The sequence below is a fragment of the Phaeobacter sp. JH20_29 genome (assembly GCF_048056175.1).
In the GTDB taxonomy this organism is placed as follows: Bacteria; Pseudomonadota; Alphaproteobacteria; order Rhodobacterales; family Rhodobacteraceae; genus Phaeobacter; species Phaeobacter bryozoorum.
The window spans coordinates 270,128-281,862 of the sequence record NZ_JAYMWO010000018.1; the positions used below are offsets into that span (position 1 = coordinate 270,128).

Annotated in this window: 12 protein-coding genes; 5 read left to right on the forward strand and 7 right to left on the reverse strand. The window is 60.3% G+C overall.

Going from position 1 to position 11,735, the window contains the following annotated elements; all coding sequences use genetic code 11:
• Positions 1-64 precede the first annotated feature (64 nt).
• On the reverse strand, positions 65-943 hold the full coding sequence (locus VWZ85_RS16220) for a LysR family transcriptional regulator (RefSeq protein ID WP_416589135.1): 879 nt from the start codon (positions 941-943) through the stop codon (positions 65-67).
• An 87-nt stretch (positions 944-1,030) separates the two neighbouring features.
• On the opposite strand from VWZ85_RS16220, the gene VWZ85_RS16225 reads away from it, so the two are divergent.
• The 3 genes from VWZ85_RS16225 to VWZ85_RS16235 all read left to right on the forward strand — a co-directional run bounded on the left by VWZ85_RS16225 (position 1,031) and on the right by VWZ85_RS16235 (position 2,818).
• Positions 1,031-1,666 carry a class I SAM-dependent methyltransferase gene (locus VWZ85_RS16225; protein ID WP_340544723.1) on the forward strand — a complete coding sequence of 212 codons (636 nt, stop codon included), beginning with the start codon at positions 1,031-1,033 and terminating at the stop codon, positions 1,664-1,666.
• Positions 1,667-1,844: 178 nt separating this feature from the next.
• Entirely contained in the window at positions 1,845-2,294 is a 450-nt protein-coding gene (locus VWZ85_RS16230) for a YtoQ family protein (RefSeq protein ID WP_416535848.1), read from the forward strand.
• Positions 2,291-2,818 (forward strand): GNAT family N-acetyltransferase, encoded by a 528-nt coding sequence (locus VWZ85_RS16235; protein ID WP_416540568.1) that lies wholly within the window; start codon positions 2,291-2,293, stop codon positions 2,816-2,818. The genes VWZ85_RS16230 and VWZ85_RS16235 overlap by 4 nt, the downstream gene beginning before the upstream one ends.
• Before the next feature lie 60 nt (positions 2,819-2,878).
• Here the strand turns inward: VWZ85_RS16235 and VWZ85_RS16240 are convergent, their stop codons facing one another.
• Both VWZ85_RS16240 and mscL read right to left on the reverse strand, forming a co-directional pair.
• Complete coding sequence (locus VWZ85_RS16240; protein ID WP_416538424.1) at positions 2,879-3,685, reverse strand: mechanosensitive ion channel family protein; 807 nt, start codon at positions 3,683-3,685, stop codon at positions 2,879-2,881.
• Between the two features lie 130 nt (positions 3,686-3,815).
• Positions 3,816-4,250, reverse strand: a complete 435-nt coding sequence (gene mscL / locus VWZ85_RS16245) for a large conductance mechanosensitive channel protein MscL (protein ID WP_340544729.1) — start codon at positions 4,248-4,250, stop codon at positions 3,816-3,818.
• A gap of 409 nt (positions 4,251-4,659) precedes the next feature.
• Here mscL and VWZ85_RS16250 point away from each other — a divergent pair, with 409 nt between their 5' ends.
• Positions 4,660-7,029 carry a Hint domain-containing protein gene (locus VWZ85_RS16250; RefSeq protein ID WP_416589137.1) on the forward strand — a complete coding sequence of 790 codons (2,370 nt, stop codon included), beginning with the start codon at positions 4,660-4,662 and terminating at the stop codon, positions 7,027-7,029.
• Positions 7,030-7,066: 37 nt separating this feature from the next.
• On the opposite strand, the gene VWZ85_RS16255 is transcribed toward VWZ85_RS16250, so the two are convergent.
• A complete protein-coding gene (locus VWZ85_RS16255) occupies positions 7,067-8,611 on the reverse strand; it encodes an alanine/glycine:cation symporter family protein (protein WP_340544732.1) in 1,545 nt (514 codons plus the stop codon).
• 19 nt (positions 8,612-8,630) lie between these two features.
• On the reverse strand, positions 8,631-9,065 hold the full coding sequence (locus VWZ85_RS16260; RefSeq protein ID WP_416535851.1) for a universal stress protein: 435 nt from the start codon (positions 9,063-9,065) through the stop codon (positions 8,631-8,633).
• Between the two features lie 146 nt (positions 9,066-9,211).
• Here VWZ85_RS16260 and VWZ85_RS16265 point away from each other — a divergent pair, with 146 nt between their 5' ends.
• Positions 9,212-9,667: an Lrp/AsnC family transcriptional regulator gene (locus tag VWZ85_RS16265; RefSeq protein ID WP_416549000.1), complete on the forward strand. Its 456-nt coding sequence runs from the start codon at positions 9,212-9,214 to the stop codon at positions 9,665-9,667.
• 90 nt (positions 9,668-9,757) lie between these two features.
• On the opposite strand, the gene VWZ85_RS16270 is transcribed toward VWZ85_RS16265, so the two are convergent.
• Positions 9,758-10,978 carry a cytochrome-c peroxidase gene (locus tag VWZ85_RS16270; RefSeq protein WP_416543197.1) on the reverse strand — a complete coding sequence of 407 codons (1,221 nt, stop codon included), beginning with the start codon at positions 10,976-10,978 and terminating at the stop codon, positions 9,758-9,760.
• Positions 10,975-11,724 carry an SCO family protein gene (locus VWZ85_RS16275; protein ID WP_340544736.1) on the reverse strand — a complete coding sequence of 250 codons (750 nt, stop codon included), beginning with the start codon at positions 11,722-11,724 and terminating at the stop codon, positions 10,975-10,977. Before VWZ85_RS16275 ends, VWZ85_RS16270 begins: the two co-directional genes overlap by 4 nt.
• Positions 11,725-11,735 lie beyond the last annotated feature (11 nt).

Sequence of the window (11,735 nt, forward strand, 5' to 3'; positions counted from 1 at the left end):
CGCCTGTGACCTCTGGCTGAAACCTGTATTATTCTGGAAACGCGCCCCGGTTGAGGGCGCGTTTTCAGTTCTGGGCGAGAAAATCTGCCAGAAGGTCAAAGACCAGCCGGATGCGGCGGCTGGTGTGGAGCTCGCGGTGAGTGGTCAGCCAGATCGGAAATACGATTGGATCCAGCCGCGGCAGTAGCCGTTCAATGCCGGGCGTAGGCTCGGCCACATCCTCCATCATCGGGCAGATGCCGAAGCCCTGTTTGACCAGCTCCCAGGCGGTAAGACCGCTGGAGGACTTGATCCGAAAGTTTTCCGGCGCAAGATGGATTCCAAGCGGCGCCAGGAAGTCAATCGAACGGTCCACATCGGCAAAACCGACAAAATCGTGGTCTGCCAACTCCCTGGTTGATGCCGGACGACCCTGCCGCTCCAGATAGCTCGGGGCGGCGTAGAAATGCGCCCGCGCTTCGCGCACGAGGCGCGCGATCAGTTCCGGCTGGTCAGGGCGCACATGGCGGATGGCAATATCCGCTTCGCGTCGCATCAGGTCCCGGATGTCGTTGGCGGCCACGACATCAATCGTCAGCCGCGGCGCGCGCTGTCGGATCTGGCGCAGCACAGGCGGCAGCACATAGGCCGACACGACGTCGCTTGCGGTAATCCGAATGGTGCCTTCGATGGTTTGGGCCGAGGCGCTGGCCGCCAGTGACAGGCCCTCGGCTGCGGCCCCCATCCTGCGGCTGTGGTCCAGCAGATCCTGCCCTGCGGAAGTCAGTGCCAGGCGGCGCCCCGGACGTTCAAACAGCATCACACCGAGATCGGCTTCGAGGGCTGCGACCTGTCGGGACAGGGTCGGTTGGGTCAGCCCCAGCTTGCGCGCACCGGCGGAGAGGGAGCCGGTTTCTGCCGTCGCCAGAAACGCCCGGATATGATTCCAGTCGAGTTTATCCATGCAAATATGTATATGTCACCTGCAAATTTTGGCAATTTTACTTAGGTTTCTGCATGGGTAGCCTGTAGCCATCTTAGGAGGACAGAGATGACAACCGATGCGCGCTTCTGGGACAGGACTGCCCCCAAATACGCCAAATCCAAAATCCGGGATGAGGCCGCCTATCAATACACGTTGGAGCGCACGAGAGCCTATCTGAAGGCGGGCGACCACGTGCTGGAAGTGGGCTGCGGTACGGGATCCACCGCGATCGCACTGTCGGACGCGGTTTCGGCGATGACCGCAACCGATCTGTCGGAGGGAATGCTGCGCATCGGTCGCGACAGGGCCGCGCAGGCCGGTGCGGACAACGTGACCTTTGAACATTGCGGTGACGACGCGCTGCCAGCCGGACCGTTTGACGTGGTGATGGCTTTCAACCTTCTGCATCTGGTTCCGGATGTGGATGCCGCACTTGCGTCGGTCGCCGAACGCGTGCCGAGTGGGAAGCTGTTCATTTCCAAGACACCCTGTCTGGGCGAGGCGCGTGGCAGCCTGAAATACTGGATGTTCTCGGTACTGATCCCATTGATGCGTCTGGTCGGAAAGGCGCCGAGTTCGGTGGCTTTGCTAAGTATTGCTGAGCTGGAGGCCGCTGTGGAGCGGGCCGGGTTCGAGATTATCGAGACCGGCAATTACCCGATCTCGATACCGAGCCGTTATCTGGTGGCACGGCGGCGCTAGCTTCCTGACCTGACGCGAAGCGGTGGACGAATTGTTGCAGCTGTTGGATACTCTGCCTGCTGGCCGAACGGGCTGTGGTCCCGGCGCCAGGGCACATCACATTGGCGGGGCCAGGAACAGACAGCATCTGGCAGGGCGGGCCGAAACCGTCAGCTGCTCGCGCAGGAAAGGACATTCCGTGACTTTGAACGTATATCTCTCAGGCGAAATTCACACCGATTGGCGGGACCAGATTATTGATGGTGCAGCGGGCCTGGATGTGCATTTTGCCAGCCCGGTTACCGATCATGACGCCAGCGATGACTGCGGTGTGGCTATTCTGGGCAGTGAGCCGAACAAGTATTGGCACGACCACAAAGGCGCGATGGTCAATGCCATTCGCACCCGCAAGGGTCTGTCAGACGCGGATATCGTCGTGGTCCGCTTTGGCGAAAAATACAAACAGTGGAACGCGGCCTTTGATGCGGGCTATGCGGCCGCTCTGGGCAAGTCGCTGATTGTCCTGTCCCAGGATGAGCATCAGCATGCCTTGAAAGAGGTACATGCCGCTGCCTTGGCTGTCGCGAAAGAACCGCGGCAGGTTGTCGAAATCCTGCGCTACGTGTTGCAGGGGAGCCTGCCTGCGTGACCGGGCCGACATTGACGACGGAGCGGCTGTCGCTGCGCCCGCACCGGCTGGAGGATTTTGATGCGCTGACGGCGTTGTGGATGGATCCGGTGGTTGTCCGTCATACGATCGGTCGCCCGGCCAGCCGCGAGGAAACCTGGACGCGCCTGTTGCGCTACATCGGACATTGGCAGGTGCTGGGTTACGGTTACTGGGCGATCACCAGCCACGACGACGGACGCTATCTCGGCACCGCCGGCTTTGCCGATTATCAGCGCGATATCGACCCTCCGCTCGGCTCGGTGCCCGAGGCGGGCTGGGGGCTGATGCCAGCGGAGCATGGGAAGGGGCTGGCGACAGAGGCGGTCGAGCGCATACACCGGTGGGCTGCCGAGGCGACCCAATGGCGATCAACCTGTTGTCTTCTGGATCCTGACAACGCAGCCTCGATCCGAGTCGCCGAGAAGATGGGCTACAGCGCCAGTCACGAAGCCAACTACCGTCAAGAGCCGACACTGGTGATGACCAGAGCGATCCCGCGCTAACACGCTTTCGAAGCCATAGACAGCCGCCCTGCACGTAGATCCGGGGCGGCTGCCGGGAGATCAGCCCTCTTTCTTGATTTCCACGCTGTGCGGGTAGGGGATTGAGATGCCCTTGTCGTCAAAAGCCTCTTTGACGGCTTGGGTCATTGCGAACTTCAGCTCCCAATAATCCGCGGCCTTGCACCACAGACGTGCGGTGAGATCGACCGAGCTGTCGCCAAGATTGGTCACCCGGACCCAAGGAGCAGGATCCGCCATGACCCGTGTATCGGCCTCGGCGAGGGCCATGATGATCTCCTTGGCGTCATCGGCGCTGTCGCCATAGTCGATACCAAAGACCATATCCACGCGGCGGGTGTCATGGGCGGAGTAATTGGTGATGATTGCACCCCAGGCCTGACCGTTGGGAATGATGATCTGGACGTTGTCCGGTGTGACCAGTTCGGTCACGAAGAGGTTCAGGTCAACCACGGTGCCGGAGGTGCCGCCGATATCGACATACTGGCCGAGCTTGTAGGGGCGAAATAGAACCAGCATGACGCCCGCAGCCAGATCGCTCAGCGTTCCCTGGAGAGCAAGGCCAATCGCCAGGGTCGCAGCGCCGAGCATGGCGACCAGGCTGGTGGCCTCTATCCCAAAGATGCCAAGCACGGCGACCAGCACGATGGCCAGCAATATCCAGCGGACGGCACTGGCGGCAAAATTACCGAGTGTTTGATCCAGATGTGGCGTCGCGTTGATGCGACGGCGCACGGCGCTGCTGATGATACCGGCGGTTATCCAGCCAAGCACCAGCACAACCAGCGCCTTGGCCGTACTGATTAGCAAGGGCCAGAGCGCGCCCAATTGTTCGATCCATTCTTCCATGTCGTTGTCTGGTCCCTGCCATTGTCTCAAAGGAATGCCCGATCACCGGCAACGCGAGGTCGCCGGTGCCCGAGATGTGGCCTTAGTCCGACCGGCCGCAGGATGCCACCTGCGGATCGTCTGTGTCTGCTTACCGTTTCAGGGAGTCGCGGATTTCCAACAGGACATCCAGCTCTGTGGGGCCGGCGGGGGCTTCCTCGGCGGGCATGGCTTCCTGCTTGCGGAAAGCGGCGTCTTTGACCTTGTTGACGTAGCGCACCAGCATGAACACCACGAATGCGATGATCAGAAAGTTGATCACTGCCATCACAAAGGCACCGTGAGCAAACACAGCGGCGCCTGCCTCACGTGCGGCCTCCAGGCTGGCACCTTCAGGGACGTTGCCCGCAAGGACCAGGTAGGAGTTGGTGAAATCGATCCCGCCAGTGAACAATCCGATGATGGGGTTGATCAGGTCGTTGACCATGCTGCTGACGATCGCGGTAAAGGCGGCGCCGATGATGATGCCGACGGCCATGTCCATCACATTGCCCTTGGCAATGAAATCTCTGAATTCCTGAAGCATGTTGTTTGTCCCTGTTAACGAAGTCATTTTCATTGAGCAGACGTCGCGACCATCTGCGCGCTGCATGACCGCAGTTTAGTCAGGTTTTGGCCGCCGCTGCTATTGATTTTGCATTGAAAACTCTAGCCGTAGCCCTGTCGCGCGGACCATCGCAGCGGCACCGGTCCGGCGTTTCGCCATATTCTGACCGCAAAATGGGCCAGCACCGGTCCCAGAGCGGTCCTGTGTTGGACGTGTTTGCCGGGTAAATCTTGGCCATTGGATGTGTTTTTCCCTGGACCCGAACAGCGCGCCGCCTGTGGGATCTGGGCGCGGGCGCGTCATCGGGGGCGTCGGCTGTATCGGCGCGGGGTGTCCGCTGCTGTTGCTGGAGCGGAGTTAATTGTTAGGTACAAGGTAGACGCGAGACATGGCCATTCTTGACAATGCGATCTGGTTGACCGGCATCAACGGCACCGCGCAAAGTGGGTCTACCTCACTGAGTGAAGGCGGCAATACCACGGTTGTGACAGGCACGTTCACAGCGGACAGCTGGGACAGTTCGCAGGATGGCTACGCGGTTTCCGATTTCGGTGCCTTTGGCGTCAGCGATCCCATCACCGCAAGTTACGGGTTCTCCAATCCTGTCACAAATTTACGGTTTGATCTTCAGCATGTGAATTCGAACGGCAGTTTGAATGACGATAAGTTTACGCTTCGGGTGCTGGACGCAAGCGGTGTGTTGATCCCCGCATCGCAGATCATTGCCGGGTTGACCGGGGTTACCCACCATCAGGTCACGGTCAACGCCGATGGCACGGTCTCGATCGAGGCTGAGGGCAGCACAGCCGCTGATATCGGTATTGCAATCGACGGTCCCGTTTCGCAGCTGGATGTGATCTTTGACAATGGGGGGGACGCACCTGTTTCCGGCGGAGCGGGACTGTCCGATCTGACGTTCACGATCCCGCCGGCCTTGGATTACATCGTCGAAGGCACCGATTCCGGCGAGCGCATCGACGTCAACTACCTGGGCGATCCCGAAGGCGATCGGGTCGACAGCGCCGACGCGGCTGATGGCTCCCAGGACGACGTGATCGAGGCCGGCGGCGGCAATGATACGGTTATCGCAGGTGAGGGGGATGACCGGGTCGATGCAGGTGCCGGCGATGACTCGGTCGAAGGGGGTATCGGGTCGGACACCCTGTTTGGCGGCGATGGGAACGATCTGCTACAGGGCGGCGCCGGTGATGATCTGCTGCAAGGTGGCATCGGTAGCGACACGCTGGAGGGCGGCGCCGGGCGCGACACGCTGGAAGGTGGTATCGGGCATGACTCGCTTAGCAGCGGCGACGATAACGATCTGCTGTTGGGCGGCGATGGCAACGATACGATCACCGCAGGCTATGGCGATGACACGATCTATGGCGGGGCTGGCAATGACCAGCTCGAAGGGCTCTATGGCAACGATCTGATCTATGCTGGTGAAGGGGACGACCATGTCTTTGGCCGCGATCAGGATGACCTGATTTATGGTGAAGACGGCAATGACACGCTGATCGGCAGCATGGGAACCGACACCGTCTGGGGCGGGGCTGGCAATGACATTCTGGCGGGCAGCCAGGGCAATGATGAGATCCATGGCGGCGATGGCGACGACCTCGCCTTTATCGGTGTCTATGAAGATTCCGACCGCATCTTCCTCGACGATGGCAATGACTATCTCGATGGGAGCACCGCCGGGTCATCCTTTTATGGCGAAGGTGGCCGTGGCGACGACGTGATGAACAGCGGCGTCGGCAATGATACGTTGCTGGGCGGCGAGGGCTATGACCAGCTGAGTGGCGGCGCAGGCGGCGACTCGCTGGATGGCGGCAGCGAAGATGACATAATCGAAGGCGGAAGCGGCGCTGATACGCTGATCGGCGGTGCGGGTGCGGACAGCCTATACGGCGAGGATGACCGGGATCTGTTGATCGGCGGGGCCGGGGATATCGTCGATGGTGGCGAAGGTGGTGATGATTACGACCGGCTTGATATCAGCGAGCTGCGCGCGCTTGGAAACACCCGGATCATCTATACCAGCGCTGACCGAGAGGACGGCCGGGTCGAGGTCACGAACAACAACAACGACACCATTGGAACGTTGACCTTCTATAACATCGAAGAGGTCATTCCCTGTTTTACGCCGGGCAGCCTTGTCCTGACACCGCAGGGTGCGGTTCCGGTCGAGGATCTGGAGATTGGTGATCGCGTCCTGACGCGCGACAGCGGGTTGCAAACCCTGCGCTGGACCGCGCGACGGGAGGTTACAACGGCAGAGTTGGCGCGCCGCCCTCAGTTCCAACCGATCCTGATTGAGGCCGGGGCGCTCGGCCGGGAGGGGGCCGAGCTTGTGCCGAACCGGGATATGATGGTGTCACCGCAACACAGGATGCTGCTGACGGGAAGCCGTGCCGAACTGCTGTTCGGCTCAAACGAGGTGCTGGTGGCGGCTGTGCATCTGATCAACGATCGCGATATCCGCCGGGCGCGAACACTGGATGTGACCTATATTCATCTGCTCTTCGATCAGCATGAAATCATCTGCGTCGATGGAGCCTGGAGCGAGAGTTTTCAGCCCGGTGACCTGACACTGGCGGGGATGGATACGGCCCAGCGGTCAGAGCTTTGCCAACTGTTCCCGGAGCTGGAGAGTATGGGGCAGGCCTTTCCGACGGCGCGGCGGTCCTTGCGCAGCCATGAGGCGCGGGTGTTGCTGTCCGCAGGTCGGCACAATCGCGGCGACGGATCAGCCTAATGACCCGGCCACCATCGGCGGCCGGGTTGCTGCTTTGTTACTGGAACTTCTTGATTTCACCGGTCTTGAGGCGTGCCATGTAGCTGTTCAGCTCGCCCTTGACGATTGGCATCAGGAAGTAGAGCGCGACGATGTTCACCACGGCCATGGCAAAGATTGCCGCATCGGAGAAGTCGATGACCGGACCCAGGCTGGCCGCGGCGCCGATGATGACAAACAGGCAGAAGATCACCTTGAAGACCAGTTCAGTGGTCTTGCCCTCACCGAACAGGAAGGTCCAGGCTTTGAGGCCGTAGTAGGACCAGCTGATCATGGTGGAGAAGGCAAACAGGATCACCGCGATGGCCAGAATATACTTGAACCAGCCAAATGCCGACGAGAAGGCCGCAGATGTCAGAGCCACGCCGGAATTGCCATCCACGGTCTGGATCGCGCTTCCTGCCTCGTTCAGCACGTAGAGACCGGTTTCAGGGTTGCTGACCAGCTGGCCGGTGATGATGATCACCAAGGCGGTCATGGTGCAGATCACCACGGTGTCGATGAACGGCTCTAAGAGCGAGACGAAACCTTCGGTGATCGGCTCCTTGGTCCGCACGGCGGAGTGGGCAATTGCCGCGGAGCCAACGCCCGCTTCGTTGGAGAAGGCCGCGCGTTTGAAGCCCTGGATCAGTGCGCCAACCATGCCGCCCGCAACGCCAAGACCGGTAAAGGCACCGTCGAAGATCTGGCCAAAGGCCCAGCCGATTTTGTCAAAGTTCATCAGGATGATCACCAGCGCGGTCAGCACATAGAGCACGCCCATGAACGGCACCACTTTTTCGGTGACTTTGGCGATCGACTTCAGGCCACCAATGATCACGGCAAAGACGACACCAGCGAAGATAACGCCGGTGACCCAGCCCGGATAGTCGCCCAGAACATTGGTCAGCTGGGCATGGGCCTGGTTGGCCTGGAACATATTGCCGCCACCAAGGGCGCCCAGAATGCAGAAGATCGAGAACAGGACCGCCATGAACTTGCCCCCGGGCAGGCCACGCGCAGCAAAGCCCTTGGTCATGTAGTACATCGGGCCACCGGAAACTGTGCCGTCAGGGTATTCGTTGCGGTATTTCACACCGAGCGTACATTCGGTGAATTTCGACGCCATCCCCATCAGACCCGCGAGGATCATCCAGAAGGTTGCGCCAGGACCACCGATGCCAACCGCAACCGCGACGCCTGCGATATTGCCAAGGCCAACGGTGCCGGAAAGCGCGGTGGCCAGAGCCTGGAAATGGCTGACCTCGCCTGCGTCATTCGGGTCGGAGTAGTCGCCCTTCACCAGCGAGATCGAGTGCGGGAAGGCGCGGAACTGGATCAGGCCAAAATAGATGGTGAAAATCGTCGCTGCAATTACCAGCCATGCCACGATCCACGGGAAGCTGGTGCCCGGAAATGGGCTGAAGATGAAATTGACAAACCAGCCCGTGGAACTGGCAAAGAGATCGTTGACCTTCTGGTCGATGCTCTGTGCCATTAGCGGACCCGACAGCACTAGGGCGCCGGGGACGGCCAGTGCGGCCGCTTTGGAAAAACTGTTCATGATGACCCCTGTCGATCAGTTATGGGACAATGGTGACCGGAACCGGCGCGGCCTGCGCCAGACTGCCTGCGACCGAACCAAACAGCCGCGATGACAATGCGGAATGGCCGGTGCGCCCGATAACCACGTGATTGGCCCCTTCGGACTTCGCGATGGACACGAGAACCTCGGCGATATTGCCGTATTTCACGGTGGCCGTGACCTCGACACCGCTGGTCTCAAGATCCTTGAGCAGGGGCTGGATCAGCGCGGTCTCGGCGCGTTCAAGCTCTTCGGTGCGGCGCTTGTGGCGCTCTGCCAGCTCGGCTGCGGATAGAAAAGAATATGGTGACCATTCCAGCACATGCGCGACTACGATGCTGCCGCCCTGTGCCTTTGCTACACCCAGCGCAAAGTTGAGCGCACTCCGCGCGCTTGTGCTGCCGTCGTAGCCAACTACGATTTTTGAGGCCATCTGCCCCTCCCTTGGTTACGTCATCCCTGTGACGAAGTGTCTCAATTTTATGACGTTGTTGATAGGAAAGGTTCTCGATTTCCTTGCTTATTCGGAAAATTTCGGAAAAATGTGCGGATAACGATTAAGTATTGGGAAAATTTCCGATGGACATGCTGGATTCTCGTATTCTTTCCGCCCTGCAGCAGGATGGTCAGATATCAATGGCGCGCCTCTCGGAGAAAGTAGGGCTGTCTTTGTCCGCATGTCACCGTCGTGTCAAGTTGATGGAAGCCAGCGGTATGATCGAAGGCTATGCCGCGCGGCTGGATCGCAAGAAGATTGGTCTGGAGCTTCAGATCTTTATCGAGATCAAGCTGGTCGGTCAGCAGCGCGAGCATATCCAGGCCTTTGAGAACACTATCGCCCATATGCCCGAGGTGTTGGAATGCCACCTGATTTCGGGCGAGTTCGACTATCTGATACGCGTCGCGGCGCGCAATACGGAAACCTATGAAAACCTCTATCGCAACCGGTTGTCGGACATCCCGTCGGTCGCACAGATGAAGACCTTGCTGGCGGTTTCTACGGTGAAGGAGTTTCGCGGCTATCACCTAGAGTGAGACGCGCCCTCTTCAGGTCTGTTTCGGCTATTGATCATGGAGTTTGGGCGATTTCAGGACGCCCGACCGGTTTCGCGGGCGGTTCGGCGCCTATCGCTGGCGTGCCTCCGCGACGAGGCAGTCCAGTCCCGAAGAGGTGAGCGTCTCGAGGAAGCTCAGCAGGTCTCGCTGTTCGCCATCGGTCAGACCGAGCGGTCGAATGCGCGGATCCTGACCGGGCAGATTGGCACCGCCACCATTGTAGAAGTCGATCACCTCAGCAAGGGTGCCGAACCCGCCGTCGTGCATATAGGGCGGCGAGACGGCGAGATTGCGCAGCGTCGGCGTGCGGAAACGCCATCGGTCGCGTGGATCCTCGGTGACTTCGTAGCGCCCCAAATCGGCCTCCCGCGGACCGCTGACGGCGCGAACTAGCGCGTAGTCGATCTGATGGACCACGCCGGGAGCGACCTGAACCGGCAGGGTTTCGGGCGGGTTCTGTCGCGCCAGTTCGCGCATCTGCCCGTAGCCTGTGTCGTGGAACTGCTGATCGGTGAAGAGCGCGTCATCTGGTCCGATGCTGTGGCAGGAGACGCAGCCTGCCTTGCCGCGAAAGACGTCAAAACCACGTTTGGCGGCCGAAGAAACAGCAGCGCTGTCGCCGCCATAAAACCACCGATCGAACGAGCTGTTGCCCAGCGTCAACGCGCGCTGGTAGGCCGCGAGCGCCATACCTATGCGATCCAGAGACGCGGAGGCACCAAATGCCTCGCGAAACAATCGGTCATAGTCAGCCTGCTCCTGAAGATAGGCAACCACGTGGCCCACCGATGGGTTTGCCATCTCGTTACGAGCGGTGAGCGGTCCGATGAACTGGGTTTCCAGTGTAGGGTCGCGCCCATCATGAAACAGGGGCCGCAGCAGGCCGACATTGATCAGGCTGGGAGCATTGCGCTTCACGCTGCGGCCCTCGACGCCGATGGAGGTCGCCAGCTCCCAATTGGCAAATCCCTGTTCCGGCACATGGCACATGGCGCAGGACATGGTGTTGTTGATCGACAAGGCGCGATCAAAAAAGATCCGTCGGCCAAGCGCAATGCGTGCTGCTGTGGGCGGGTTGTCGGCCGGATGTTGCAATGGCGGTAGGCCGAGCTGCGGCGTCCGGCTACGTCTTGACGCAGCTTCAGCCCAATTATCGGGCGAGCGTTCACAGGTTTCCGCCGAGATCTGTAGCGGCGCCGCAGTCGATGCCGGGACGGTCCAGAGCAGAGCCAGAAGCGCAGCACATGGTGCAAGACGTTGGCGCAGCAAGGCAGGCGGGCGGCGGGTCACTCTGCGGCCTCCGCCATCAGTAGGGTCTCCACGTCGGTCATCAAAAGGCGCGGGTCGATCAGGCCAAGACCATAGACGTTGCGGATCATGCCTTGGGTGTCGACCAGATACATCCGCAGCAGGTGATTGATCTGATCATCCGAGGATCCGCGATCAACCACCTGGCCAAATCCATCCAGCAAGGGGCGCAGCGCCTCCGCGTCAGCGGTGGTCAGGACGTGCCAGTCCAGTTTCTGCGCGCTGGCGGGGTCGCTGCTGACCGGGTGGGCAAAAGCGGCGATCGCCTCTACCGTGTCGCGCTCGGGGTCAAAGCTGATGGTCATCAGCTGCACCTTCTGGCGCAGTCCGGGCAGCTGGGCGCTGGCATCATGAATGTCATAAAGCGTCGAGAAGGCCAGCGGGCAGCCGTCCACATCGCCACAGGTAAGATAGACAAAGCTGACGAGGGTGATTTTCTCGTCGAACAGCTGGTGCAGGCGGGTTTGTATTCCGTTTGTGGTCAGAACCGCGCCATCGGGTGCGGGCTTCAGCCGGTTCAGCCTATAGGATCCCGGTTCCGGTGGGCTGAACTGGAAGGCGGGATCGCTCGGGAAGATATCGGAAAAGGGAGTGGTGGCGGTCCGCAGCGCAGCAGGTGTCAACCGTGCGAGCAGATCTGAGGGACGCCAGGTGTCGGCCAGGGCGACAACGCCCGTCAGCAAGGCCGCAGCGGCGGTAATGGAAACAGCGAGTGTTGTCTTGCGCATGGAGATCCTCC

Coding starts and splice junctions, on each gene's coding strand:
- VWZ85_RS16220 (WP_416589135.1), bottom strand. CDS start 943: ATGGATAAACTCGACTGGAATCATATCCGGGCGTTTCTGGCGACGGCA.
- VWZ85_RS16225 (WP_340544723.1), top strand. CDS start 1,031: ATGACAACCGATGCGCGCTTCTGGGACAGGACTGCCCCCAAATACGCC.
- VWZ85_RS16240 (WP_416538424.1), bottom strand. CDS start 3,685: ATGGAAGAATGGATCGAACAATTGGGCGCGCTCTGGCCCTTGCTAATC.
- mscL (WP_340544729.1), bottom strand. CDS start 4,250: ATGCTTCAGGAATTCAGAGATTTCATTGCCAAGGGCAATGTGATGGAC.
- VWZ85_RS16250 (WP_416589137.1), top strand. CDS start 4,660: ATGGCCATTCTTGACAATGCGATCTGGTTGACCGGCATCAACGGCACC.
- VWZ85_RS16255 (WP_340544732.1), bottom strand. CDS start 8,611: ATGAACAGTTTTTCCAAAGCGGCCGCACTGGCCGTCCCCGGCGCCCTA.
- VWZ85_RS16260 (WP_416535851.1), bottom strand. CDS start 9,065: ATGGCCTCAAAAATCGTAGTTGGCTACGACGGCAGCACAAGCGCGCGG.
- VWZ85_RS16265 (WP_416549000.1), top strand. CDS start 9,212: ATGGACATGCTGGATTCTCGTATTCTTTCCGCCCTGCAGCAGGATGGT.
- VWZ85_RS16275 (WP_340544736.1), bottom strand. CDS start 11,724: ATGCGCAAGACAACACTCGCTGTTTCCATTACCGCCGCTGCGGCCTTG.